This is a genomic window from Fulvimarina manganoxydans (genome assembly GCF_900176465.1).
Lineage (GTDB): Bacteria > Pseudomonadota > Alphaproteobacteria > Rhizobiales > Rhizobiaceae > Fulvimarina > Fulvimarina manganoxydans.
The window spans coordinates 24,204-48,249 of record NZ_FWXR01000012.1; the positions used below are offsets into that span (position 1 = coordinate 24,204).

General features: G+C 62.9%; 25 protein-coding genes and 2 pseudogenes. 9 read left to right on the forward strand and 18 right to left on the reverse strand.

Annotated elements, in window-relative coordinates; translation table 11 throughout:
• Positions 1-19 precede the first annotated feature (19 nt).
• From B9A15_RS13395 to B9A15_RS13425, 7 genes are all read left to right on the forward strand, one after another.
• Complete coding sequence (locus B9A15_RS13395) at positions 20-490, forward strand: DoxX family membrane protein (RefSeq protein ID WP_084410603.1); 471 nt, start codon at positions 20-22, stop codon at positions 488-490.
• Positions 491-527: 37 nt separating this feature from the next.
• A complete protein-coding gene (locus B9A15_RS13400) occupies positions 528-1,079 on the forward strand; it encodes a VOC family protein (protein WP_170923293.1) in 552 nt (183 codons plus the stop codon).
• A gap of 242 nt (positions 1,080-1,321) precedes the next feature.
• On the forward strand, positions 1,322-2,440 hold the full coding sequence (locus tag B9A15_RS13405; RefSeq protein WP_084410605.1) for a cytochrome ubiquinol oxidase subunit II family protein: 1,119 nt from the start codon (positions 1,322-1,324) through the stop codon (positions 2,438-2,440).
• Positions 2,440-4,527, forward strand: a complete 2,088-nt coding sequence (locus B9A15_RS13410; RefSeq protein WP_084410606.1) for a cbb3-type cytochrome c oxidase subunit I — start codon at positions 2,440-2,442, stop codon at positions 4,525-4,527. Before B9A15_RS13405 ends, B9A15_RS13410 begins: the two co-directional genes overlap by 1 nt.
• The gene (locus B9A15_RS13415; RefSeq protein WP_084410607.1) at positions 4,524-5,162 is read left to right on the forward strand and encodes a cytochrome c oxidase subunit 3; all 639 of its coding nucleotides are present in this window, start codon (positions 4,524-4,526) and stop codon (positions 5,160-5,162) included. Before B9A15_RS13410 ends, B9A15_RS13415 begins: the two co-directional genes overlap by 4 nt.
• A gap of 2 nt (positions 5,163-5,164) precedes the next feature.
• Positions 5,165-5,500: a cytochrome o ubiquinol oxidase subunit IV gene (gene cyoD / locus B9A15_RS13420; protein WP_084410608.1), complete on the forward strand. Its 336-nt coding sequence runs from the start codon at positions 5,165-5,167 to the stop codon at positions 5,498-5,500.
• Complete coding sequence (locus tag B9A15_RS13425) at positions 5,500-8,160, forward strand: MGH1-like glycoside hydrolase domain-containing protein (RefSeq protein ID WP_084410609.1); 2,661 nt, start codon at positions 5,500-5,502, stop codon at positions 8,158-8,160. The genes cyoD and B9A15_RS13425 overlap by 1 nt, the downstream gene beginning before the upstream one ends.
• A 262-nt stretch (positions 8,161-8,422) precedes the next feature.
• Here B9A15_RS13425 and phnX read toward each other — a convergent pair whose 3' ends face one another.
• From phnX to phnG, 14 genes are all read right to left on the reverse strand, one after another.
• Positions 8,423-9,196 (reverse strand): phosphonoacetaldehyde hydrolase, encoded by a 774-nt coding sequence (gene phnX / locus B9A15_RS13430; protein WP_084410610.1) that lies wholly within the window; start codon positions 9,194-9,196, stop codon positions 8,423-8,425.
• A 3-nt stretch (positions 9,197-9,199) separates the two neighbouring features.
• Positions 9,200-10,339, reverse strand: a complete 1,140-nt coding sequence (locus B9A15_RS13435; RefSeq protein WP_084410611.1) for a TIGR03364 family FAD-dependent oxidoreductase — start codon at positions 10,337-10,339, stop codon at positions 9,200-9,202.
• Complete coding sequence (gene phnN / locus B9A15_RS13440) at positions 10,336-10,920, reverse strand: phosphonate metabolism protein/1,5-bisphosphokinase (PRPP-forming) PhnN (protein WP_170923294.1); 585 nt, start codon at positions 10,918-10,920, stop codon at positions 10,336-10,338. Before phnN ends, B9A15_RS13435 begins: the two co-directional genes overlap by 4 nt.
• Positions 10,910-12,043 (reverse strand): alpha-D-ribose 1-methylphosphonate 5-triphosphate diphosphatase, encoded by a 1,134-nt coding sequence (locus B9A15_RS13445; RefSeq protein WP_084410613.1) that lies wholly within the window; start codon positions 12,041-12,043, stop codon positions 10,910-10,912. Before B9A15_RS13445 ends, phnN begins: the two co-directional genes overlap by 11 nt.
• 222 nt (positions 12,044-12,265) lie before the next feature.
• Positions 12,266-13,090: a phosphonate ABC transporter, permease protein PhnE gene (gene phnE, locus B9A15_RS13455; RefSeq protein ID WP_244556950.1), complete on the reverse strand. Its 825-nt coding sequence runs from the start codon at positions 13,088-13,090 to the stop codon at positions 12,266-12,268.
• Between the two features lie 111 nt (positions 13,091-13,201).
• Positions 13,202-14,218 (reverse strand): phosphonate ABC transporter substrate-binding protein, encoded by a 1,017-nt coding sequence (gene phnD / locus B9A15_RS13460; RefSeq protein WP_084410617.1) that lies wholly within the window; start codon positions 14,216-14,218, stop codon positions 13,202-13,204.
• A 57-nt stretch (positions 14,219-14,275) separates the two neighbouring features.
• The gene (phnC, locus tag B9A15_RS13465; RefSeq protein WP_084410618.1) at positions 14,276-15,136 is read right to left on the reverse strand and encodes a phosphonate ABC transporter ATP-binding protein; all 861 of its coding nucleotides are present in this window, start codon (positions 15,134-15,136) and stop codon (positions 14,276-14,278) included.
• Between the two features lie 207 nt (positions 15,137-15,343).
• Entirely contained in the window at positions 15,344-15,970 is a 627-nt protein-coding gene (locus B9A15_RS13470; RefSeq protein WP_139798378.1) for a DapH/DapD/GlmU-related protein, read from the reverse strand.
• The gene (gene phnL, locus B9A15_RS13475; RefSeq protein WP_084410622.1) at positions 15,967-16,686 is read right to left on the reverse strand and encodes a phosphonate C-P lyase system protein PhnL; all 720 of its coding nucleotides are present in this window, start codon (positions 16,684-16,686) and stop codon (positions 15,967-15,969) included. Before phnL ends, B9A15_RS13470 begins: the two co-directional genes overlap by 4 nt.
• Positions 16,687-17,463, reverse strand: a complete 777-nt coding sequence (gene phnK / locus B9A15_RS13480; protein WP_084410624.1) for a phosphonate C-P lyase system protein PhnK — start codon at positions 17,461-17,463, stop codon at positions 16,687-16,689.
• A complete protein-coding gene (locus B9A15_RS13485) occupies positions 17,460-18,305 on the reverse strand; it encodes an alpha-D-ribose 1-methylphosphonate 5-phosphate C-P-lyase PhnJ (protein ID WP_084410626.1) in 846 nt (281 codons plus the stop codon). The genes phnK and B9A15_RS13485 overlap by 4 nt, the downstream gene beginning before the upstream one ends.
• Positions 18,302-19,399 carry a carbon-phosphorus lyase complex subunit gene (locus B9A15_RS13490; protein ID WP_084410628.1) on the reverse strand — a complete coding sequence of 366 codons (1,098 nt, stop codon included), beginning with the start codon at positions 19,397-19,399 and terminating at the stop codon, positions 18,302-18,304. Before B9A15_RS13490 ends, B9A15_RS13485 begins: the two co-directional genes overlap by 4 nt.
• A gap of 3 nt (positions 19,400-19,402) precedes the next feature.
• The gene (gene phnH / locus B9A15_RS13495) at positions 19,403-19,999 is read right to left on the reverse strand and encodes a phosphonate C-P lyase system protein PhnH (RefSeq protein WP_084410629.1); all 597 of its coding nucleotides are present in this window, start codon (positions 19,997-19,999) and stop codon (positions 19,403-19,405) included.
• A 3-nt stretch (positions 20,000-20,002) separates the two neighbouring features.
• Positions 20,003-20,500 carry a phosphonate C-P lyase system protein PhnG gene (phnG, locus tag B9A15_RS13500; RefSeq protein WP_280173801.1) on the reverse strand — a complete coding sequence of 166 codons (498 nt, stop codon included), beginning with the start codon at positions 20,498-20,500 and terminating at the stop codon, positions 20,003-20,005.
• Positions 20,501-20,762: 262 nt separating this feature from the next.
• On the opposite strand from phnG, the gene phnF reads away from it, so the two are divergent.
• Complete coding sequence (gene phnF, locus B9A15_RS13505) at positions 20,763-21,497, forward strand: phosphonate metabolism transcriptional regulator PhnF (RefSeq protein WP_084410632.1); 735 nt, start codon at positions 20,763-20,765, stop codon at positions 21,495-21,497.
• Positions 21,498-22,114: 617 nt separating this feature from the next.
• Here phnF and B9A15_RS23655 read toward each other — a convergent pair.
• The 4 genes and pseudogenes from B9A15_RS23655 to B9A15_RS23205 form a co-directional block, all read right to left on the reverse strand.
• On the reverse strand, positions 22,115-22,687 hold the full coding sequence (locus tag B9A15_RS23655) for an acyclic terpene utilization AtuA family protein (protein WP_342170363.1): 573 nt from the start codon (positions 22,685-22,687) through the stop codon (positions 22,115-22,117).
• A gap of 128 nt (positions 22,688-22,815) precedes the next feature.
• Positions 22,816-23,025: pseudogene (locus B9A15_RS23660) on the reverse strand (acyclic terpene utilization AtuA family protein); the annotation flags it as partial.
• A 169-nt stretch (positions 23,026-23,194) separates the two neighbouring features.
• Positions 23,195-23,422, reverse strand: a pseudogene (locus B9A15_RS23200) (IS110 family transposase); the annotation flags it as partial.
• On the reverse strand, positions 23,364-23,576 hold the full coding sequence (locus B9A15_RS23205; RefSeq protein WP_210190519.1) for a hypothetical protein: 213 nt from the start codon (positions 23,574-23,576) through the stop codon (positions 23,364-23,366). The gene B9A15_RS23205 and the pseudogene B9A15_RS23200, both read right to left, overlap by 59 nt.
• 57 nt (positions 23,577-23,633) lie before the next feature.
• On the opposite strand from B9A15_RS23205, the gene B9A15_RS13520 reads away from it, so the two are divergent.
• A complete protein-coding gene (locus tag B9A15_RS13520; RefSeq protein WP_139798379.1) occupies positions 23,634-24,041 on the forward strand; it encodes a hypothetical protein in 408 nt (135 codons plus the stop codon).
• Positions 24,042-24,046: the final 5 nt, after the last annotated feature.

Consider the following 24,046-nt stretch of genomic DNA (forward strand, 5'->3'; position numbering starts at 1 on the left):
ACGAGGCAATCAACCTGCGATGACCCTGGAAATCCTGATCACCTTCCTGACGCGGCTTTCCCTCGTTCTTCTGTTCTTCCCCTTCAGCGCCTTCGACAAAACCGCCAATTTCAAGGCCGCCGCCGGCCAGGCCGGACAGGCAGTGTCCAGTCCGATGTTGGCACGCGGCTTGATCCTCATCGGTCTCTTCGTCGAAATCGTCATGTCGCTCGGCATCCTCACCGGCATTGCCGACCGGCTCGCCGCCTTCATCCTCGCTGGCTATTGCGCAGCGACGGCGATCTTCTTCAAGCAGTTCTGGCGCACTTCGGATTTCCGCCTGATCGGCGCCTCCAAGGGGCGCGAGATGTTCTGGGATTTCCTGAAGAACTTCGCAGTCGCCGGCGGCTTCCTGCTGATTACCTTCGGCACTACGGCCGGAACGGTAGACGATTTCTTCGTCAATCCCCTTTCTTCCACCAACCCCTATACGATCGGAGCCCAGCCATGAGCATTGCGCCATCATCGTTTCGCGCATGGAAGACGCGATGGCGCAGCTTGAAAGAACGAGTGGCTGGACGGCGATCTCCGAAGCCGGGCCTGAGCGCCTGCCGGCGGCGTCCGGCGGGGCGACGGCCTTCAAGTTCCGCGATCCCGATGGCCATCCGCTGGAATTTCTCGAATTTCCGGCGGGTGCGGTTCCCGAGCGCTGGCGCCGAGCCGAGACGGCGAACCCCTGTCTCGGGATCGATCACAGCGCGATCACCGTCGCCGATGTCGATCGCGCGATCACCTTTTACGAAGGCTTCGGCTTCCGCGTCACGGGGCGCCAGCGCAATGAAGGCGCCGAACAGGGCCGGATGGACGGGCTCGGAAGCTTTGCTCGATGCGAGGTGGTGACGCTGCGACTGCCCGGCGCCCCGGCGCCGCATCTCGAACTTCTCGGCTACCGAGAGCCCGGGGTGATCTTGGAAGAGGTTGAGGACGATTCGCCGTTTGCGACGACGCTGCTTCTCGAAAGAAGCGACCGGCCGGCCGAAAGCCTACGGGACCCGAGCGGGCATCGCCTCGAATTCCGGTCCGAACCGGCCGTGTCGTGACACGCCATGAAGGCGTGTTCGAGGTCGCAAAGGACGCGGATCGAGCGCTCGATGTTGCAGCGCAATGGTAATTTGCTGTCCCGTGAGCCTCGGTCTATCGCTGGCCAAGAAAGCCAAGTCCCTGCTTATGCCGGGTCGACAACAGTGACGGATCGGCGAACCATGTCGGAGCAAGTCATGAAGGGAGTGGCTTTGTGAGATCATCAGCAGCGCAAGAAGCTCTGGAACGCGGACAACGCGCCGTGTCCAAGCCGGCCCTCTTCAGTCGGCAAAAGATCATCACTGTTCTCGCGCTTCTCGCCGCATGCCTGGCCCTTCCGGTCTCGGCCGCTGCCGCCGATCTTTTCAATCCAATCGGTCCGGTCCTCGCCGCTGAGGCTTGGCATCTGGTCCGCGTGACACTGATCGGCGCCTTCGTCGTCACGCCGCCGCTTCTCCTCATCGTCTTCGTCATCTGGCGCTATCGGATCGGCGGCGGTTCTTCCAGCTACTGGCCGACCTGGGAGTTCAATGGCTTTTACGAAACCGCGATCTGGGCGGGGCCGTTGGTGGTTGTCGGTTTCCTTGGTATCTGGCTGGTTTCCTCGACCGTGGAACTCGATCCGTACGCGCCACTGCCCGGCGCCGATCCGCTCCGCATTGATCTCGTCGGTCTCGACGACAAATGGCTCGCCCTCTATCCGGACGAACGGGTTGCCGCGCTGAACGAGATCGTCCTGCCGGTCGGGCGGCCCGTCACCTTTCGCATCACGTCCGATACGGTCATGCAGAGCTTCCTGCCGCAAGGTTTTGCCGGCCAGATCTATCTGATGCCGGGCATGGTCACGGAGCTGAATCTCGCCGCAAGCGAGCCCGGCGAGGGCAAGGCGATCCAGACACAGTATAATGGGTCGGGCTTTGCCAATCAGCGCGTGCCGATGCGCGCCGTGAGCAAGGCGGACTTCGAGACCTGGGTGACCAGCGCCTCCGGCGCGCCGCTCACCGCCGACCGCTACCCGACGCTGATTTCCAGCGGCAAGAGCGTTCAAGAGTTTCACGCGGCGCAAGCGGTCTTGATGCCACTTTCCGATGACTGCCTGTTCGAGCGAGTGGTCGCTCGCTACCACCAGAATGCGCCGATCCCGGTCGCCGCCCAGCCCGGAAGCCCGACCTATGATCCGGGCGCCGCGCCGCTTCCGGCAGGGGCTTGCGGAGCGCTTCTGCCAGCGAATTTCGGCCCCGCCGGCATGGCGATGGGCACTGGAGAGACGAACCCTATGGCCGACGAAACCATGTCTGGCGCCGCCGATTCCGGCGCCCAGGGCGCCGGCGCCAAGGGTTCCGGAGAACAAGAAGGCGATCGGATGAGCGGGAGCGAGTGATGAACGAGACTTTTCTTCTCGGCCGGTTGTCCCTTGCCGATATCGAACCGCTGAAGCTTTTCCAGAATCCCGATATCAGCACCGCGATCGGCTCGCTGGCGAGCTGGGTCGTGATCGTCGGCGCCATCGCCGTGGTTGCTCTGCTCACAGTCAAGGGCTGGTGGAAGCCGCTCTTCACCGAATGGCTGAACACCACCGATCACAAGAAGATCGGCATCATGTATCTGACCTTTGCCGGGGTCATGTTCATCCGCGGGGTGCTCGAGGGCGTCGTGATGCGCGCCCATCTGATGACGTCCTATGAGGGCGGCTTTCTCACTTCCGAGCACTTTGCCGAGCTCTTCTCCACCCACGGCACGATCATGATCTTCTTCGTGCTGATGCCGGCCCTGATCGGCCTGATGAACCTTCTCGTGCCCCTTCAGATCGGAGCGCGGGACGTCGCCTTTCCGAAGCTCAATCAGATCAGCCTCGGCTTCACCGCCGTCGGCGGCGTCTTGATCATGCTGTCCCTCGTCGTCGGCGGGTTCGAGACCGGCGGATGGACCGCCTATCCGCCCTATACCGGTGCCGCTTTCCAGCCGGGCCCTGGCCCCGACTACTGGGTCTGGGCGATCGGCCTGTCCGGTGTCGGCTCGCTTCTCACCGGGCTCAACTTCGCCGTCACCATCTACAAGATGCGGTGTCCCGGCATGACCTTCATGCGCATGCCGCTTTTTGTCTGGACCGCGCTCTGCACCTCCATTCTTCTCATCTTCGCGCTGCCGCCGCTCACCGCCGTGACCCTGATGCAGGCCCTCGACCGGTATCTGGATTTCCACTTCTTCACCAATGACCTTGGCGGCAACATGATGAACTATGCGAACATGTTCTGGATGTTCGGCCATCCGGAGGTCTATATCCTGATCCTGCCCGCCTTCGGCATCTATTCGGAGATCTCCCAGACCTATTCGGGCAAGATGCTCTACGGTTATACCTCGCTGGTGCTGGCGACCATGGCGATCGCCGTCCTCTCCTTCACCGTCTGGCTCCACCACTTCTTCACCATGGGCCAGAGCGCGGCGATCAATGCCGCCTTCGGCGTCGCCACCATGCTGATCGCGATCCCGACGGGGGTGAAGGTCTATGTATGGATCGCCACTCTCTGGCGGGGGCGGGTGCGCCTCAGAACGCCGATCGTCTATCTCGCCGGCTTCATCGTCTTCTTCGTCATCGGCGGTTACACGGGCGTCATTCTCGCCAATCCGACCATCAATTTCGCGGTCCACAACTCGCAATTCGTGGTCGCGCATTTTCACAATGTGCTGCTCCCGGGAACGCTGTTTGCGATTCTCGCCGGCATCTACACCTGGTTTCCGAAATTCTTCGGCTTCCGGCTCGATGAAACCTGGAGCCTTCGCACCGCCTATCTCTTCGTCATCGGCTTCGCGGTCACCTTCCTGCCGCTCTATGTGCTTGGCCTGATGGGCTATCCGCGCCGCAGTCCCGCCTTCGACGATCCGACCTTCATTCCTTACGTCATCGTCTCCTTCCTCGGCGCCGTGATGCTTCTCGGCGCGCTCACGAGCCTCATCGTCAGCTTTGTCGTCTCGGTCCGAAAGCGCGACGAGCTCGCGGTTCCCGGCGGCGATCCCTGGGATGGCTGGACGCTGGAATGGGCGACGCCCGCCCCGGTCCCCGAATGGAACTTCGCCGTCATTCCGGAAGTCCATTCCCGCCACGCCTTCGGCATCGAGAAGATGTCGGGGAACGCCTTCAGTTTTGAGGAGAGCGAGATCGAGGCGATCGAGATGCCCGCCGGCTCCTATATCGGCCTTGCCATCGCCGTCTTCGGAACGCTTCTGGGCTTTGCCTTGGTCTTCTGGATCTGGTGGCTCGCCGCGCTCTCGCTTCTGGTCATGGTCGGCTATGGCATCGCCCTCGGCTTCCTGCCCAACCGGCCGATTATCGTTCCGGCCGAAGAGGTCGCCCGCGTCCACAAGAGCTGGGCCGACGCGGCCCTCGGCGAACGGCGCACCCGCCGCGAGGACGAGACCCTCCCCACCAATCGCGGCTATGCCGCACCGATCGCGGGAGCGCACGCATGACCTCCGCCGCCGCTTCCCCAAAGCCCTTGCATCCCGGTCTCAATCTCGGCCCCGCCCATGGCAAGGCCAACATGGAAGCTGAACCCGTCGTCTTCGGGTTCTGGGTCTTTCTGATGAGCGACCTCGTCACCTTCGCGATGTTCTTCGCGGTCTATGCGACGTCGGTTCATGCCACGGCCGGCGGCCCCGGCAATGCGGCAATCACGGATCTGACCAGTATCGCCATCCAGACCGGCGCCCTTTTGATCAGCTCGCTCCTCTTCGGCCTCGGCACGATCGCCATGAAATATGACGAGGGCCGCGCCAAGGTCGCCGGCTTCCTCGCCGCAGCGCTTGCCTTCGGCCTCGTCTTCCTCGGCTTCGAAATCCGCGACTTCATGCATGCCGCCGAGATCGGCGCCGTTCCCATGCGCTCGGGCTATCTGTCGTCCTATTGGGCACTCGTTGGCCTCCACGGGCTCCATGTCACCGTCGGCAGCATCATCATCCTCGCCATGATCGCCCAGATCGCGATTTTCGGCCTCAGATCGGACGTCAAATCGCGCATTCTGCGCCTCGGCCTTTACTGGCACTTTCTCGACGTGATCTGGGTCGGCATCATCACCGTCGTCTTCCTGCCGGGAGCAGTCGCTTGAGCATGAGCACCGACGCGAGCACACAAGAGTCCATCAAGGCCGAACACCGCCGGGAGCTTCGCTCCTATTACTGGGGTTTTGCCGGGGCGGTCGTTCTGACAGCCTTTTCCTTCCTTGCCGCCATCTGGCAGCCCTTCGGCCCCTTTGTGGCCTATTGCGGGCTCGGCGTCTTCGCCGTGGCGCAGATCCTCGTCCATTTCCGCTGCTTCCTGCATATCGACCTCAGCAGCCAGAAGCGCGAGGATCTGCAGCTGCTTCTCTTCACCGCGATGATCATCTTCATCATGGTGGCGGGCACGGTCTGGATTCTCGGCTCGCTCATGGACCGGATGATGTAATGACCGGCAAAGAGGACCGGCCAACCTCGCCGATTTTCGACACCGTCGAGGGCAAGCGCGTCGCACGGGCGTCCCAAGACGGCTGGCGGCGCTGGGGGCCTTATCTCGCCGAGCGCCAATGGGGCACGGTGCGCGAGGATTACAGCGCCGATGGCGATGCTTGGGTTTATCTGCCCCATGACCATGCTCGCTCGCGGGCCTATCGCTGGGGCGAGGACGGGATTGCCGGCTTCTCGGACGAAAAGCAGCGCTGGTGCCTGTCGCTCGGCCTGTGGAACGGCGCCGACCCGATCCTGAAGGAGCGTATGTTCGGCCTTGCCAATGCCGAGGGCAATCACGGCGAGGACGTGAAGGAGCTGTGGTGGCATCTCGACGCCGTGCCGAGCCATGCCTTCCAGCGCATGCTCTATCGCTATCCTCAAGGCCCCTTTCCTTATGACGATCTGATCGCGGAGAACGCTCGGCGTAAAGGCAAGGACGAGCCGGAATACGAGCTGGAAGACACCGGAATCCTGACCGGCGACCGCTTCTTCGACGTGACGGTCGATTATGCCAAGGGCGCGCCGGACGAGATCCTGATGCGCGTCACGATCGTCAATCGCGGACCGGAGGCGAAGACGCTCCACGTCCTGCCCCAGCTCGTCGCCCGCAATATCTGGAGCTGGCGCGACGACGCGCCGAAGCCGGCACTCACGCCTGAGACGAAAGACGCCGTCCGCGCGACCCATCCTCTGATGGAGGCGATGCGGTTCGAGGCGCTCCAGCCGGCGACATGGCTCTTCTGCGAAAATGAGACGAACGCCAGGCGCCTTTACGGCGAGCCGGTCGAAGGCGCCTTCAAGGACGCGATCAACGATCATATCGTCGGCGGCGATGCCTCGCCCCTCCCCTCATCCGGCACGAAATGCGCCGCGCTGTCGATCCATGAGCTGGCCCCCGGTGAAAGCCTCACCTTGCGCTATCGGTTTGCGCCGCCATCGGCCGAGCCGCTCACCGTGACAGGTTTCGATCGCCTGGCCGCCAAACGCCAGGACGAGGCCGACGCCTTTTATGCGGCGCTTCAGCAAGGCATGCAGGACGAAGATGCAAGGCTCGTCCAGCGCCGGGCGCTCGCCGGCCTTCTCTGGTCGAAGCAGACCTATCGCTACAACGTGAAACGCTGGCTGGACGGCGATCCAGCCCAACCCGCGCCGCCGGAAGAGCGCCGACAGGGCCGCAATGCGGATTGGACCAACCTCGACAATAGCGAGGTGATCCTGATGCCGGACACGTGGGAATATCCCTGGTACGCCTCCTGGGATCTTGCCTTCCACGCCATGGCCGCCGCGCTCGTCGATCCGGACTTCGCCAAACAGCAGCTCCTGCTTCTCACCCGCGAATGGTACATGCATCCGAGCGGCCAGATCCCGGCCTATGAGTGGAATTTCGGCGATGCGAACCCGCCGATCCAGGCTTTTGCGGCCCTGCGTGTCTTCCGCATGGATCAGGCGGCGACCGGCAAGCCCGATCTCGATTTCCTCGAACGCCTTTTCCACAAGCTGACGATCAACTTCACCTGGTGGGTGAACCGCAAGGATTCGCGCGGGCGCAATCTCTTCCAGGGCGGTTTTCTCGGCCTCGACAATATCGGCGTCTTCGATCGCTCCGCGCCCGTGCCGGGCGGCGGCACGCTGGAACAGGCGGATGGCACCGCCTGGATGGCGATGTATGCCCTCAACCTCATGCGCATCGCGCTGGAGCTTTCGACACGCAATCCCGTCTATGAGGACATCGCGACCAAATTTTTCGAGCATTTCCTGGTCATCGCCTCGGCCATGGCCCGTGTCGGCCAGACGGAGGGCGACAAAGACGGGGACGGGCTGTGGGACGAGGAGGACGGCTTCTTCTATGACGAACTCGTGCTGCCCGATGGATCTGAGGAAAAGCTCCGGGTGCGCTCTCTCGTCGGCCTCATCCCGCTCTGCGCGGTGGAAGTGCTCGATCCGGGGCTCGCCGACCGACATCCCGGTTTTGCCCGCAGGCTCGGCTGGATGCTGCGCCACCGACCCGATCTGACGCAGCAGGTCTCCCATTATGAGGATCGCGGCCGGAATTCTCGCATGCTGCTGTCGCTCCTGCGGGCCCACCGGATGCGGGCGATCCTGACGCGGATGCTCGACGAGGCGGAGTTTCTCTCACCCTTCGGAATACGCTCGCTGTCGAAAGCCCATGCCAAGGCGCCCTTCACCCTGGATCGCGACGGCATCAGCGCCAGCGTCGACTACGAACCCGGCACCTCGACCTCCGGCATTTTCGGCGGCAATTCGAACTGGCGCGGCCCGGTCTGGATGCCGCTCAACGTCATGCTGGTCGAAGCCCTCGCCGAGTTCGATCGTTTCTATGGCGACGGCCTGAAGGTCGAGTGCCCGACCGGATCAGGCCAGATGGCGAGCCTTTCCGAGGTCGCGGACGAACTCGCCCAACGCCTGACACGGCTCTTCCTCAAGGACGCCAAGGGTGAACGCCCCGCCCTTAGCGGCGCCGCGCCGCGCATGGTAGACGGCACCGAGCTCATCCTCTTCAACGAATATTTCCACGGCGACACCGGCCAGGGCCTCGGGGCCTCCCACCAGACCGGCTGGACCGCCCTCGTCGCCCTCCTTCTGCAAAACCGCGTCTGACGAACGAGGCCCCCCGCTTTCGATTGCCGCTTCGTGGACGGCCCGGACGGGTGACCAGCGCCGCTTTCCCGTCATCCGCGCTCGTTCCAGAAGCGCTGCCCGGCCAGTTCGGAGTTCCGCGCTGAAGATCAGGCAACCGAGCGAGAATTGACGAGACGGATCGAATCAGTCGCCTGGCCATTTGCTCAAACGCCGCTCGCGCTGCCGGCAGCTGTTCGAAAGCAATGCCTTCATAGGTTCGCGGGTCTGATCCCCCGATGGCTCAAAGCCGTTCGAGAAGCGCCGGCAGGTCCGCGACCGTGTCGATGACGTGGTGGGCACCGGCGGCCTTCAGCTTCGCGCCGACCCGCTCGCGAATGGCCCTGCGTTCCGCGTCTTCCAGCGCTTCAAATTCTGCGAAGGAAAGGCCGGCTTCGTTGCCAGAGAGGGCGACGCCGACCGTGATGCAGCCGGCGCTCGCGCCCTCCGCGATTCCGGGCTCGGTGTCGTCGACCTTCACGACCGCTCCCGCCGGCCAGACACCAAGGTCGAGGAAGCATCGATACATGCCCATCGGCGTCGGACGGCCGATCGCCAGATCGTCGGCACAGACGCAGTTTTCCGGCGCAAAGCCTTGGCTTTTCGCGAGCGGCAGAACCTTCTCCATGATCGCTCTCGTATAGCCAGTGGTCGAACCCACCTTGATCCCTTGCGATTTCAGCCAGTCGAACGTCTCAGCTGCTCCGGGCACAAGATCGCAATAGGCCGAGACGACATCGATGTTCTTTGGCACGAAGTGCTCGTAGACGCGTGTCACGGCGTCGTCGTCCGGCTTCTTGCCTTGCGCTTTTTTCCAGCGCTCGGCGATGTGCGGTTCGGCGAGCATCTGTGCGATATGATCGCGCTTCGGCAGTCCCATCGGCTTGCGCGCATCCGCGATCTGGACGTCGACGCCGAAGCCGGAGAAGGTCTCGATGAAGGCGCCCATCGGGGCGAAGGAGCCAAAATCGATGACGGTGCCGGCCCAGTCGAAAACAACGGCCTTGATGGTGTCCATGGATCAGGCTCCCGATTGCGTGCCGTAAAGCGCGGCGATGGTCTCCTCGCCGATGGCGAAGGATGTGGAGGCGCCGCAACCCGCAGTGACGACGACGAGACGAACGCCCTCCATCGGCGTGTCGGTGAACCGCCAACGATCGTCGGCGGAAGCATAGGTGCCGATCCAGTTCTCGGTGACCCGCCGGTTCGGCAGACTGAGCACCCGGTCGAACTCGTCCAGGATGAGATCGTTGACCTTGGCGTTGCCGAACGGATCGGGCGTCTGGGCGTAGTGATGACTGTCGCCGACAACCAGCGAGCCGTCCGCCGACTGCGTCACGATGAGGTGGACGCCGTTTGCGCGAGCGTCGCGCCGCTCGTCATCCATGCGGGCCTTGAGCGCGGAGGCCTCGGACATGTCGGCATAGCCGCGATAGCGCGCGAGGCCGAGGTCGGACATGACGGCGGTTTTCAGCGCCACCGGCGAAGCTGGTTCGAGCCGCATCATCTGAAGCTTGCACCGGGTGACCCCGTAAGCCAGGCTGCGATCCGGAAACAGCGTCCTCGTATCGTCGCCGGGACAGACGACGATCGTCTCAGCCTCGGTGACACCCCTCGCCGTGGCCAGCCGCCCGGTCTCGACATTTCGGACGGCTTCACCAAACCGGAAGACGACGCCGAAACGCTCCGTTAGAAAGGCGGCGATCTGCCTGATCGCGGTCTTCGACTCGACCCGGATTTCGTGCGGGCTGTGGAGCGCGCAACGGACGTCGCTCGTAAGCGGCGGCACGTATTTCGAGGCTTCCTCATGGCCGAGTTTCTGGCAGCCTTCCCCCATCTCGCTCGCCAGAAAGGCGTCGATGACCGCCTCGGATTCCGGATACCGCGCAGCGACGATCAGCCCGCGCTGCAGGATCGGGATGCGGGCAGCCGCTGCGATTTCCTGCCAGATCGCACAGGACCGTCTCGCCTTCTCCCAGCAATCGCCGGCCTCTTGGCCTGATACGGTGATGAAGCCGAAATTGCGCACTGAAGCCCCGTTCGCCTGCGCGTCCCTGTCGAAAACGACGACCCGCTTGCCCCGTTTGGCGGCGGCAAGCGCGTGGGCGAGGCCGATGATCCCGGCTCCGACGACCGCGACATCGAATGTTCGATCGGTCACGATGCGATCTCTTCAAGGGCCGCGCAGAAGCCGCTCACTGCATCGTCCAGAGTGCCGGAATTGTCGACGACCCAGTGCCCAACCAGCCCGTCTGGAAGCTCGCTCTCGCCCTTCCGCGCCACGCGCTCCTTGGCCGACCATCGATCCTCGCGGCCACGCGCGAGGATCCGCTCGACCAGAATCTCCCTCGGCGCGCTGACCGTGATCGCGGCGACATGGGGCATAAGATCGACCGCCTGCGCGATCGAGCGCCGGGATAGATTGGCGATGACGCTTGCGCCATTTGCCAAGTCGGTCTGCAGCTTCGCCGGCAGCCCATATGCGAGCCCATGCGCCCGCCAAGTCAGGCAGAAGCGGCCATCGGCTTCCCACGCCTCGAACGTCACCTCATCGAGCGTATCGTGGTCTTCCGATCCCACATCGGCAGGCCGGGTGATGACGCGCCGGGCGAAGACGAAGCGCCGATCGCCCTCATAGCGCTCGGCGGCCCGGCGGATCAGCGTGTCCTTGCCGGCGCCGCTCGGACCGACCACCGCGATCAGGGTGCCGGTGCGGCTCAGCGTTGCGGTTTCAAGCGACACGTCGGCCCTCCCGGTAGACAGCGCGAACGATCGGCGGTGCGCCGTTCCTATCGTCGATGCGCACGAGATCGGCGCGTCTGCCGGCAGCGATCTCCCCGCGATCGAGAAGGCCGACCGCCCGGGCCGGCGCACTCGTCACGAGTTGGATGGCCTTCGGCAGGGAGATAACCTTGTCCCCTGCGAGTTGGAAGGCGGCCTGCAGCAACGAAAACGGAACATAATCCGACGAGAGAATATCGAGGCGGCCCGCTTCGATGAGGTCGAGCGCTGCGATATTGCCGGAGTGCGAGCCGCCGCGCACCACGTTCGGCGCGCCCATCAGCACCGAGAGACCGGCCTTTCTCGAGGCCTCGGCAGCCTCAGTCGTCGTCGGGAATTCGGCGATCACCGTGCCGTAGGATACCGCCTCCTCGACATGGGCCTCGGTCGCATCGTCGTGAGAGGCGAGCGCGATGTTTCTCTCGCGGGCCGTCGACGCGATCGACCTGCGGCTGCGATCAGAATACTGTTCGGAATCCGCAATCCGTTTTGCGCTGAACGCCTGAAATTCCTCTTCCGTCAGATTCTTCTTGCGCTGGTAGAAGGTTCGATAGGCCTCGAGATCGGTGAACTGGCGCTGGCCGGGTGCGTGATCCATCAGCGAGGCGAGCTTGACACGTGGATTGTCCGCCATGCGCTCGAAGCCCTCGACCGCGTCCGCGGCGGAGACTTCGCATCGAACATGGATGAAATGGTCGGCGCGCGTACGACCGGTTTCGGCCGCTTCACCGATGAGGCTGCCGAGTTCGACCATGTCGTCGACGGTGATCGTCTGGTCCTCGTCGGTGCCCACACGGATCGCATCGAACACCGTCGTGATACCGGAAGCCGCGATCTGCGCGTCGTGCGCCTGGATCGCCGCGAGCTTGTTCCAGAACACTTTGGGGCGCGGGATGTAATGGCCTTCGATATGGTCGGTGTGGAGTTCGACGAGACCGGGGATCAGGAGGTCGCCGTCCATGTCCTCGCCGGCCGCCGGACCTTTGCCGATCTCGGCGATCCGGCCGTCTCGCAGGACGAGATGACCATGGATGATCTCATTGGGCAGGACGATGCGGGCATTGGTGAATACGGTCTCGGTCATCGCGATTGTCTCTCCTCAGCGGCCGCCGAAAGGCTGCGCGGAGCGCACAGAAAAAGGCACCCCCGCTTCCTGTTCCTCGAATACCGCGAGCCTGTCGATAGCGAGCGGCGTTCGGGGAAAGTCCGCGAAAGGCTTCTGTGCCACGGGTTGGATCCGGTCGAATTCGGCTTCCTCATGTCGCAGATCGGTTCGGACTGCGACGTCCAACGGATTGTCCGCTCGTCACGTCACGAACTTCCTCAGCTGCTGTGAGAGAAGATCGGTCAGGACGACCGTGATGACCACAATGATCAGGATCGCCGCTGACTCGGCGTAGTAGAAGCCGCGGATCGATTCGAAAAGAATTTGTCCGATCCCACCGGCGCCGATGACACCGAGGATCGTCGCCGAGCGCACATTGGTCTCGAAGCGGTAGAGGAAATAGGAAACCCAGAGCGGAAGCACCTGCGGAATGACGCCGTAGATCACCTCCTGAACGCGTGATGCGCCGGTCGACCGGATGCCTTCGACCGGGCGCGGATCGATCGATTCGACCGCTTCCGAAAACAGCTTCGCCATGATGCCGGTGTTGTGGATGAAGAGCGCCATTACGCCTGCGAAGGGGCCGAGACCGACGGCGACGACGAAGAGGACGGCCCAAACCAGTTCGTGGATCGCGCGGAAGAAGTCCATCAGCCGGCGGGTCGGCTGGAGAATCCACCAGGGAACCATGTTGCGGGCCGAGAGGATGCCGAACGGGACCGAGAGGATGAGCGAGAGGAACGTGCCCCAGAGCGCGATTTGCAACGTGACGAGCATCTCGCGGGCATAAAATTCCCACTGGGAGAAGTTCGGATCGGTGAAGCCTGACGCATATTCCAGCATATTGCCGGCATCGGTGAACAGGAATGGCCAGCGTTCCATTTCCGACGGGCCCCAGCTGAGTATCAACAGGACCAGCAGCGCGACCCCGATGCCGATATTCCAATAGGTTCGTGCCCAATCGCGGCCTTCGTTGACGTCGATGGCTTTGCGCTCGTCACGGGTTTCAGCCGTCGTCATCGTCATGAGGATTTCGCCGTCAGAAGTTGAACAGAAAAGAAGGCGGCGGCTTCCTCGACGAAGAAGCCGCCGCGTTGTTTCAAATCACGACCGGCGAACCGGGCGATCGAACCCGGCTCAAGCGCCGGGATTCTCGCCATTGGCCTCGATCTTCGCCTCGTACTCGGCCTTCTGCGCCTCGAGTTCCTTGATCTTGGCAGCCTTCTCCTCGTCACTCATCGAGCTATCACCCTGCATCTGGGCGATGGTCTTGGAAATCTCCATGACACGGATCGGGAGGAGCTGGTCGTTCGTGGATTTGCGGAAGGGTGCCCATTCGAGACCGGCAAGCACCTCCTTCTCCGCCTTGGCGTCGCCATGAGAGTCCGGCGTACCGTAGGACAGGATGAAGTCTTCGATCTTGGTCTTAGTCTCTTCCGGCAGATCGGCCTTGATCACGAGCGGATCGGAGGGGATCAGCGGCGACTTCCAGATAACCTTGATCTTTTTGAAGGCGTCCGGATTGTTCTTTTCGATGAGGCCGAGGTTTTCGGTGTTGTTCGAAGCCGCATCGACCTGGCCATTCGCCACCGCCATCGCGTTGGTTTCATGGTTGGCGTTGCGGACCGTCTTGAAGCACTTCTTCGGGTCGACGCCGTTCTTGGCGAAGACGAAGGTCATCGGCACGAGATAGCCGGAAGTGGAGTTCGGATCGCCCAGGCCGAAGTTCAGGGACTGGTCGCACTTCAGGAGATCATCGACCGAATTCAGCTTGGAATCGGCAGGCGCGAGAATCAGCGACCAATAGCCGGGATTGCCGGTGACGTCGACGGTCTGGGCAAAGATCTCGCCGCCGGCGCGGTCGACGGCTTCCATCGCCGACTTGTTGCCAAACCATGCGACATCGACCTTGCCGAAACGCATACCCTCGATGACACCGGCATAATCGGTCGCGAAGAACGGGTTCACGGACAGGCCCGTCTTCTCTTCCATGTCCTTCAGGAACGGCTCCCACTTCGGACGCAGGTTCTGCTGGCTTTCGGTCGAGATGATTCCGAAGTTGATCTCGCTCTTCGGAGCGTCCTGGGCGATAGCGGGCGCGGAGATCGAGAGCGCGACCGCGCAGGCGGTGAGCGCTTTGGTGAAAGCATTCATCGTGTTCGTTTCCCTGTCTGGATCCGTTTTGGTGTTTTGCTCGATTGGCCTGGAGGTTCAGGCAGGCTCCAACGCGCCGAGATTCGGCTCGATGGTCTTCGCCGGCTTGTCACGCCGTCTCTTCGCGCTCTCCACCGGCAGGTCCGCCGGCAGGACGAGCTCTTCCGAAGCCGAGCCGTAGAGCTCGGTCAGGAAATCGTTGGACAGCGCTTTCGAAGGTCCGTCATAGACGACCTTACCGTCGCGAAGGGCGATCGTGCGGGGGCAATAGACGCGCGCATATTCGACCTGATGCAGCGAGACGAGGATCGTCATCTTCTCTCGGCTGTTGATGTCTGCAAGGACATCCATGACCCGGCGCGCGGAGGCGGGATCGAGCGAGGCGATCGGCTCGTCGGCGAGCAGGATCTTCGAGCGCTGCATTAGAACGCGGGCGATCGCCGCCCGCTGCTGCTGACCGCCCGAAAGCGTCGAGGCCCGCTGCCAGGCAGTCTTCGGGATGCCGACACGGCCAAGCGCTTCGATGGCCTTGCGCTTTTCAGCCTCCGTAAAGATGCCGAGCGTGCCGCGCCAACGCGGGATACGACCGAGAATGCCGACGAGCACGTTGATCATCACCGGCAGGCGGTTGACGAGGTTGAATTGCTGGGAAATGACGCCGATCTGGCTGCGAAGCTCACGTGCCTTCGATCCGATCTTTCCGCCCTTCTGCTGAGTTTCGCCGAGGATCCGCACATGGGACGCGCCGGCATCGCCGCGCTCCAGGCCAGCAATATGCCGCATCAAAGTCGATTTCCCGGAACCCGACGCGCCGATCAGCGCGACCATCTCGCCCTCATCGATGGAAAGATCGATCCCATTCAGGGCCTTGACCCTGCCGAAGGTCTTCGAGAGCTTCTCAACTGCAATCGCGGTCATCGACGGAAACTCCGAAAGTTGGGACAGGGCTCGTCCTTCGAGCCGACGGATTGGTTGCCCCCGAAATGGTGCGATGCACTCAGCGGGAGCGAGCGCTCAGTTGCGAGGACGAACGCTCAACCAAGTTTCGGGGGAGAGCTTTAAAGCTCGTTCATGAGAGTCGAATGACATCCCTGCCACAATAAGGTGATAGAAAGTTTCCAGTGATTACAGTGCCTTGCCGGAATATCGATCGACGAATGCGGCAGCATCGAGCGAGCGAAAATCATCAAGGGTCGAGCGCAGCTTCTCATGCGGCCAATCCCACCAGGCGAGCGCGTCCATTCGCTGCCCGAGCTCCTGCGGGAAACGTCTACGGATGAGTTTCGCCGGCACGCCGCCGACGATCGTGTAGCGTTCGACGTCCTTCGAAACGACGGCACCGGCCCCGATCACCGCGCCATTGCCGATGGTAACGCCCGGCAGAATGGTCGCGCCGTGCCCGATCCAGACATCGTGTCCGATGGTGACGCTCTGCTCGCGCCGCCAGTCGAAGAACGCCTGCTCGTCGTCTTCGCCTTCGAAATAGTCACGAGCCCGATAGGTGAAGTGATGCAGAGTCGCTCGCCAAACCGGGTGATTGGTGGCGTTGATCCTGACGCTTGCGGCGATGTTGACGAACTTGCCGATCTCGGCGCGCCAAACCCCGCAGTCCTGCATCATGTAGGAGTAGTCGCCGAGCCGGGTTTCGGCGACCCGGCACCGATCGGCGACTTCTGTGTATCGGCCGAGATGAGAGTGCTCGATCTCGGCGGTCGGATGGACCAGCGGGGTCACTGACAGCTTGGGCATCAGGCGGCCGCCTTCCGCGCCGAGAATGTCGAGACATCGACGATGCGCCCGCCAAGCCGGTCCCGCACCTCCTCGTCGTGGAAGATGCCGAGGATCGCAGTGCCGTTCTCCCGCTTTTCCTCGATCATCGCACAGACGACGGCGCGATTCTCGGCATCGAGAGAGGCAGTCGGTTCATCGAGGAGGAGGATCGGATGGCTTGTGGCAAAGCCGCGGGCGATGTTGACCCGCTGTTTCTCTCCGCCGGAAAAGGTTGCCGGCGGAAGCTCGAAGAGTGCCTTCGGAAGGTTGAGGCGCGTAAGGAGCGCACGTGCGAGATCGCGGGCCTCGTCTGCGTTCGTGCCCCTCTCACGCAAGGGCTGTGCGACCACGTCGATGGCGCTGACCCGCGGGATTGCCCGCAGGAACTGGCTGACATAGCCGATCGTCGAACGGCGCAGGGCGATCACCTCTCGCGGGCTCACAGCCGCAAGATCGACGAACTGGCTATCAAGGCTGGAACGCATCAAGATCTTGCCGAATTCTATGCCGTAATTGCCGTAGATCATCCTCAGGATCGAAGATTTGCCGACCCCGGACGGTCCGCCAAGGATGACGATCTCGCCGGCGGCAACGTCGAAGCCGACTTTGTCCACCACCGGCAGATGCACCGCACCACGCAGATGGTTGGTGAAGCTCTTCGAGACATTGTCGAGCCGCAGTAAAATTCGCTCGGACATTCAGACCTCCAAGATCGAGGCGACGAGGAGCTGGGTGTAGGGATGGCGCGGATCGTCGAGGACGCGATCGGTCAACCCGGTCTCGATCACGCGGCCGCCCTTCATGACGATCATTCGATGCGACAGAAGTCGCGCCACGGCGAGATCGTGCGTGACGACGATCGCCGCGAGTGCGAGTTGATCGACGAGGCCGCGCAACAGGTCGAGCAGCCGTGCCTGAACGGAAACATCCAGCCCGCCGGTCGGCTCGTCCATGAAGACGAGGCGCGGATTTGTGACGAGATTGCGTGCGATCTGGAGGCGCTGACGCATCCCGCCGGAAAAGGCGGTCGGACGATCGTCGATGCGGACGCCGGGGATTTCGACGCGGGAGAGCCAATCATGGGCCGTCTCGCGGATCTGACCGTAATGCCGGTCGCCGATCGCCATCAGCCGCTCGCCGATGTTCGCTCCCGCAGATACGCGGATGCGCAGGCCATCTGCGGGATTTTGGTGGACGAAGCCCCAGTCCGTTCGCATCAGAAAGCGCCGTTCGGCCTCCGTCAGGCCCGCCAAATCGCGGGTCGTCCCATCTCTCATCCGATACGACACCCTGCCGGCCGTCATCGGCAGCCGCTGGGCAAGACAATTGAGCAGCGTCGTCTTGCCCGACCCGGACTCTCCGACGATGGCGAGCACTTCGCCTTCATGGATATCCAGCGAGATGTTTTCGCAACCAATTTGCGAGCCGTAGGTCTTGGTGATCGCGGTTGCGTTGAGGAGTGGCGCTTCGCTCATGCGGCGCGCTCCCGGCGTTCCTCGCAATAGTCCGTGTCAGAGCAGGCAAAGAGCCGGCCTCCGCGGTCGTCAGTGACGATCTCGTCGAGATAGACGTCCGTGGCACCGCAAAGGCCGCAGGGACGGTCGAATTCCTGCACCCGGAACGGATGGTCCTCGAAGTCGAGGCTCTCGATCCGCGTATGCGGCGGGATTGCATAAATCCGCTGCTCGCGGCCCGCTCCGAACAACTGAAGCGCCGGGCAATCGTCCATCTTCGGATTATCGAATTTCGGGATCGGCGAAGGGTCCATCACATAGCGGCCCTCGACCTTCACCGGATAGGCGTAGGTGGTCGCGATATGGCCGTTCTGGGCAATGTCCTCGTAGAGCTTCACATGCATCAGTCCGTATTCCTCGAGAGCGTGCATGATCCGCGTCTCGGTCTCGCGGGGTTCGAGAAACCGCAAGGGCTCGGGGATCGGCACTTGGTAGACGAGGATCTGACCTTCGCTGAGGGGTGTTTCAGGGATCCGGTGACGGGTCTGGATCACCGTCGCCTCGACGGTCTTCGTGGTCACTGCGACGTTCGCGACGCGGGCGAAGAAGGCGCGGATCGAGACGGCATTGGTGGTGTCGTCGGAACCTTGATCGATGACCTTCAAAATGTCGTCCGGGCCGATGACGGAGGCGGTGACCTGCACACCGCCGGTGCCCCAGCCGTAGGGCATCGGCATTTCGCGGGAGGCGAACGGCACCTGATAGCCGGGTATCGCGACCGCCTTCAGGATCGCGCGACGGATCATCCGCTTGGTCTGTTCGTCGAGATAGGCGAAGTTGTAGGCGGGAAGCGTGGCGTTCATTGAGCCGCTTCCTTATGCGCGTCTTCGTATTGTTGCTCGCTCCGCATCCGGCGCAGAAGTTCCAGCTCGGCCTGAAAATCCACGTAATGCGGCAGCTTCAAGTGCTCGACAAAGCCGGTCGCCTGAACGTTGTCGGAATGGGCAAGCACGAATTCCTCGTCCTGGGCAGGCGACACGCGCTCCTCGTCGAATTCCTCCGCTCGAAGCGCTCTATCGACCAGGCTCATCGACATCGCCTTCCGCTCAGATTGCCCGAAGACGAGGCCATAGCCGCGCGTGAACTGAGGCGGCTCGGACTTCGAGCCCTTGAACTGGGAAATCATCTGGCATTCCGTCACCTTCACGCGGCCGATCGCCACCGGAAAGCCAAGTTCAGGAAGTTCGATCTCCACCTCGACTTCACCGATGCGAATCTCGCCGACGAAAGGGTGCGTGCGCCCGTATCCCCGCTGGGTCGAATAGCCGAGCGCCAGCAAAAAACCTTCGTCGCCCCGTGCGAGCGCCTGCAGACGCGCGTCCCGATCGGCTGGAAAGGTGCGCGGTGAGCGGGTCAGATCGGCCGGTTCGCGCTCGGGTGTCCCCTCGCCATCGGGCTCGATCATTGCGTCGGCGCCGAGAATGTCGGTGACGCGCGGCGCGCTCTCGTGCCGATCGCACGACCTCCGCTCCGGCTCGGGCACCGGGCGATCATCGGCCATGTCCGGCTCGATCAGTCGATGCGTATAGTCGAAGGTCGGCCCAAGAAGCTGGCCGCCGGGTAGGTCCTTATAGGTGGCGGAAATCCGCCGCTCGATCTTCATCGCGCCTGTATCGATCGGCTTCGATGCCGCAAAGCGTGGCAGCGTCGTACGATAGGCGCGAAGCAGGAAGATCGCCTCGATAAGATCGCCCCGCGCCTGTTTCACGGCCATCGCGGCAAGCTCCGGGTCATAGAGCGAGCCCTCCGCCATCACCCGGTCGACCGCCAACGCCAGCTGCTGCGTGATTTGGTCGAGGGTGAGCACCGGCACCGATCGGTCGCCACGCCTTCGATCGTCCAGCAGACGATGCGCATTCGCGATGGCGGCCTCTCCGCCCTTGACGGCGACATACATGGCTCAGACCTCCGTCACGATGGTCGAGCGCGGAAGAGCGAGGAGCTCTGAGCCGCAGGTGAAAACGAGATCGAGCCCACAGGGAAACAGCGCATGATTGGCTTTTCGGAACTCCGCGAAATCGTCGAGTAATCCAGCGAGGACTATCCGGCTCGTGCCGTTAATACCCGGGCCTTCGAGGGTGAAGCTGTGTCCGTCCTTGAGGCTTTCGACTTCGACGAGGACGGTTGCCGAACGATCGGGATAGGCGAGCGTCCCGAGAGGCAGCCTCTCTAGCCATTCGCGAGACGGCCGCGAGACAATAGCGAACTGCGCTTCGCTCGGTTCGCCGATCCGCGCTCCGGTGTGAAAGGCGAGCCACTCGGCCATCGCCTCCGAGCCCTCCTCCACGAAGACCGGCGTGTCGCCGTCAGCAATGGCGAGAAGCAAAGCACCCTGCGCCATACTCAGCGGCGCCGGTGATCGGCAGCAAACCCCGAGATCGACGACGGTTCCGGGCCGGCTGATGGCGGTGAGCAGTCTTGCGAAGACGCCTTGCGCGTCGAAAGCCGGATCGAGGAAGCCGCCATCGATTGCCGTCTGGCTCTGCGTGAAGGACATCGCTCAGTCCTCCCCGCGGACCATGGTGAAGAAGTCGACGCGGGTCGCCTCCGTCTCTTCAGTCCGTTTCCGATCGCCTTCCGCAAGGGCCTCTTCGATCGGCGCGACGACCTCGGTTTCGATGCGTTCGCGCTGATCGCCGACCTGCCAGAGCGCGTCGAACCGCGCCGCGAGACCGGCCTTATCCGGATCGCGGCCCAAAACCATCGCATGGCCGACGACCGCGCCGTCGCGATCCTCCAGCCGAACGCTCGCCCGGGTGACGCTCGCTTCGCCGAGATTGAACGGCGCGCCGCCCCCGCCCGCGCGTCCGCGAACCATGACGAGACCGACTTCGGGACCGCGAACGGGCAGAGCGGTGCGGCCCGCTCCGAGCCGCTCCCACGCATCCGCGAGAAACGTCGAACCGGCTTGCGCAAACGCCGCCATGGCCCGTCGCCGGGCCTCGATCTGCGCATCGACCTGTTGCTCGTGGGATCGGTGTTTCGCACTGACGGTCACGGCCTGCCTCTCGTCATCAATTCACACGAAATCCGTTTGGTCGCTCCGCGAAACGGATTCTCAAACCCGCCCGAGCACCGCGCGGGCTTTGATACGGAGCCCGGCTGAATCAGTCGGGCCCCGTATCATTCGGGTCCGAACGCTCCCAACTGCGATCAAAAGAGTGACGATCGACCCTGCATCCAAAATTTGTCTATTTGTGTAGACAACACGTTGATTTGAGATACCATGACCGCAATGACAGCCTGATGACGGACCGCAGATGGCCTATGCTCATAGCAATGATGGGATCGCTCGCTGGCGTCGGATCGCCGACAGGCTCGAAAGCGACATCCTGAGCGGCGCGATCGCCGTGAAGCTCCCGCCGGAAGTCGAGCTCTCGAAGCGCTTTTCCGTCAATCGCCTCACCATCCGCAAGGCGATCGCCGCCCTCGCGGAGAAAGAATTGGTGAGGGCCGAGCAGGGCCGCGGCACGTTCGTCAACGACAGGCAGGAGCGACGGCTCGCCTATCCTGTCGGTCCGACCACTCGGTTCACGGAAAATATCGGTTCGCTCGCAAAGGATCCCGGGGGACGCCTGATCGGCTCGAAGCGGGAAGCGGCAGACCGCGATGTGTCAGAGCGCCTGGGCTGCCGCCTTGGCGAACCGCTCATCCGGCTTGAAATGTTGCGGGTCGCAGACGCCCTGCCGGTCCTCGTTTCGACCCTCTGGTTCGTCGCCGATCGCTTCTCCGGCATCGTCGCAAGTTACGCCGAGACCGGGACCCTCACCGCCGGGCTGGCGAAATGCGGCGTCTGCTCCTATCGCCGCCTCAACACAGAGGTTACTGCAGAGAGCGCCCATCCCGATGATGCGGAACATCTCCAGATTGCCATCGGCGACCCGGTTCTCGTCACTCGCTCCGTCGATGTTGATGAGGAAGGCGTGCCGGTTCAGACGGCCCGAACACGCTTCCGGGCAGATCGCATCGCACTGATGTTCGACCACCCGCAATAAAAGCGGTTTTCCTCCGCTGATTGACTTGCTGATACGGGATCCAAGCGATTCAGTCGGGCTCTGCATGACCGTTCGAAGCGAGGCCGAAACCGCCGTTCGTACGGCCTCAGCCACAGCTCGGAAGAAACAGTAGACAGCCATCGTCGCACAAGGTGGCGTGTCGAGCCCATCCTTGGCGTCCCGCTGTAGCAGTTGGCTGTATCAGGAGCCGATCTGGCCAGGTTCACGCATGGGCAAGTTTAGCTTGACCAAAGGGTTACAGGTTAAGTGGCGGAGAGGCAGGGACTCAACCAGCCTGACGATTAAGCCATTGAATAGTTAAAATTATATCGCCACTTTTCGGAGCCGTGTGCACCACTCTTATGGTCCAGCATCAAGCAAATGATGTCAGCCAATGATGATCGTCGTTAGGCCGGGCGGCTCCCGGTGTCGCAAACGGCCCAGCATCTCATTTTCACACGACCCAACGCATACTGAAGCCGGCCAAGATCACTTCGAGCGAAGGCTTTTGACAAGTTCGACTAGCATCGCGTCTCGCTCATTGGCGAGAGTCTGGATGCTTTTGCGGCCCGCCTCGCTGAGCGTTTCCCCAATCAGCTTTTCTCGCAGGTCCTTCGTCAAGGCTGGGGTCCCAAGATCGTCCCAGCGCCGCTGCTGGCTGTCGCCGAGATGGTCGAGGTAAGAGGCGATCCCGCCCTCGCCGCCCCCGAGATGACCGGACGTGGCTTGCCCTTCGCACCGAACACCCGGACACGATCACGTCCGACTTCGCGAACCTCTACCGAGCTCAGATCGAGGACGACGTCAGGAGTCAGATACGCGGACGGATCGTGGATCTCGTAAAGCAGCTGTTCCTTGACGATCCGCTCGTCGACGCAGCCGCCGGTCCCTTCCGGCTTGGTGAGAACGAGAGACCCGTCCGGACTGACCTCGCAGATCGGAAAGCCGATCGCCTCGAGCCCGTTGACGTCCTTGAAGCCTGGATCGGCGAAGTAGCCGCCGGTCACCTGCGCTCCGCATTCGAGAAGATGGCCAGCCATGGTCGCGGCGGCGATGCGGTCATCATCCCCCAAATCCCAGCCGAAATGCGCCGCGATGGAGCCGACGGCGAGAGCGGGGTCGGCGACACGGCCAGTGACGACGATGTCGGCGCCTTTGGTGAGCGCCGCGGCGATCTCACGGGCCCCCAGATAGGCGTTCGCGCTGACAACCGTTTCACCCGGGGCACGGCAGCGGCGAGCAGGGACGCAAGTTCATCATCCGCGGCTGCCGGGGACAGATCGTCGCCTGTGACAATCGCGATCCGCGGCGCGCGGCATCCGATGCGAAGCGCGAGCTGCGCGATCGCCTCGGCGGCCCCCTCCGGGTCGGCGGCGCCGAAATTGCCGATGATGGCGATCCGGTAATCGAGACAATCCTTCAAGATTGGAGAGAGCCGGGCAAGAAGATGGGCGTCGTAGCCGATCCGCCCTGCCCCGCGCTCCAACTGCGCCAGTGCGAGCGTCCGTTCGGCAAGGGTTTCGAACATCAGGCAGGCGGGTCCGCCGGCCTCCGACGGCAGGCAGGTCGCTGGTCTCGTCGGACAGGGCTTCCTCCAGTCCCTTGAAGTTCGCCGGCCCCTTCGGCGCGACGATGCCGAACTCGGCCAGATGACCTCGCAGCGCGTTGATAAGCTGCGTGCGCTGGCGGACCAGACACTGGTGCGTGCGGCACGCCACGGCACGCCCCTGCGTCTCGGCGCCCTTTATCGCCACGAAGCGCATGGCCGGGCGCGAAGCCGCTTCGGCGATCGCCTCCGCATCGGCACGATCGTTCTTTTGACGCTTCACGAAGGGCTTCACGTAGATCGCGGGCACGATCCGCACCTCATGCCCGTTCTTCTGTGCCACGCGACCCCAGTGATGCGACGTCGCACACGCCTCCATCGCCACGACGCAAGCCGGCTGGTCGGCCAGCAGCGCCGAGAAGCGCGCTGGCGAAAGCGCGCTTGTACAGAACCGTCCCGTCCGAGCCGATGGCGCAGACCTGGAAACTCCCCTTCGACAGATCGACCGCCAGCATGCTGATCTGCGCCATCATCGATGAATTCCTTCGATCGGTTTCTATAGAACCGTCCTGGCATAAGTGATGCCGCCGGTGGGGGCATTCACCGCATCAGTTCATTCTGTCGGATTTGCTTTCGTTGTTATCGAGCGGATCGGCGCTTTCGCAATTCGGGAGAATCCAGCGGGATCGTCCCGCCGCGATTTCGCGCGTTCTAATGCTGATATCACCGCCTCGGTTCCGCCTTGTCCGGGCAAGGACGTCTCATCGCCCAAAGCCCGACAATACCCAACGCACGATTCCGGCTTTCCCGTCCGGCCCGGTCGTCAAGATTCGCGCAAAATTGTTGGCGCTGACGACGGCCTCCGCAATCAATGGGTCGATAATCCGGAGATTACGCCGATGATCCTGTCGAACCGCTTCGACGCCGCCGGCGCGGCTTTCGTCGCCGATGGCGAGGGCGCCAAGCGCGCGCTGCTTCTCCTCGGCGCCTCGCAATAAGGGCT

Bases quoted from the DNA above. Each gene is read 5' to 3' on its own strand.
- B9A15_RS13485 (WP_084410626.1), bottom strand. From the start codon at position 18,305: ATGAACGCCACGCTTCCCGCCTACAACTTCGCCTATCTCGACGAACAG.
- B9A15_RS13415 (WP_084410607.1), top strand. From the start codon at position 4,524: ATGACCTCCGCCGCCGCTTCCCCAAAGCCCTTGCATCCCGGTCTCAAT.
- B9A15_RS13445 (WP_084410613.1), bottom strand. From the start codon at position 12,043: ATGACCGAGACCGTATTCACCAATGCCCGCATCGTCCTGCCCAATGAG.
- B9A15_RS13395 (WP_084410603.1), top strand. From the start codon at position 20: ATGACCCTGGAAATCCTGATCACCTTCCTGACGCGGCTTTCCCTCGTT.
- cyoD (WP_084410608.1), top strand. From the start codon at position 5,165: ATGAGCACCGACGCGAGCACACAAGAGTCCATCAAGGCCGAACACCGC.
- phnF (WP_084410632.1), top strand. From the start codon at position 20,763: ATGGCCTATGCTCATAGCAATGATGGGATCGCTCGCTGGCGTCGGATC.
- B9A15_RS23205 (WP_210190519.1), bottom strand. From the start codon at position 23,576: ATGATGGCGCAGATCAGCATGCTGGCGGTCGATCTGTCGAAGGGGAGT.
- B9A15_RS13410 (WP_084410606.1), top strand. From the start codon at position 2,440: ATGAACGAGACTTTTCTTCTCGGCCGGTTGTCCCTTGCCGATATCGAA.
- phnK (WP_084410624.1), bottom strand. From the start codon at position 17,463: ATGAGCGAAGCGCCACTCCTCAACGCAACCGCGATCACCAAGACCTAC.
- phnX (WP_084410610.1), bottom strand. From the start codon at position 9,196: ATGGACACCATCAAGGCCGTTGTTTTCGACTGGGCCGGCACCGTCATC.
- phnH (WP_084410629.1), bottom strand. From the start codon at position 19,999: ATGTCCTTCACGCAGAGCCAGACGGCAATCGATGGCGGCTTCCTCGAT.
- phnC (WP_084410618.1), bottom strand. From the start codon at position 15,136: ATGACCGCGATTGCAGTTGAGAAGCTCTCGAAGACCTTCGGCAGGGTC.
- B9A15_RS13400 (WP_170923293.1), top strand. From the start codon at position 528: ATGGCGCAGCTTGAAAGAACGAGTGGCTGGACGGCGATCTCCGAAGCC.
- B9A15_RS13490 (WP_084410628.1), bottom strand. From the start codon at position 19,399: ATGTATGTCGCCGTCAAGGGCGGAGAGGCCGCCATCGCGAATGCGCAT.
- phnL (WP_084410622.1), bottom strand. From the start codon at position 16,686: ATGTCCGAGCGAATTTTACTGCGGCTCGACAATGTCTCGAAGAGCTTC.
- phnE (WP_244556950.1), bottom strand. From the start codon at position 13,090: ATGACGATGACGACGGCTGAAACCCGTGACGAGCGCAAAGCCATCGAC.
- B9A15_RS13425 (WP_084410609.1), top strand. From the start codon at position 5,500: ATGACCGGCAAAGAGGACCGGCCAACCTCGCCGATTTTCGACACCGTC.
- phnD (WP_084410617.1), bottom strand. From the start codon at position 14,218: ATGAATGCTTTCACCAAAGCGCTCACCGCCTGCGCGGTCGCGCTCTCG.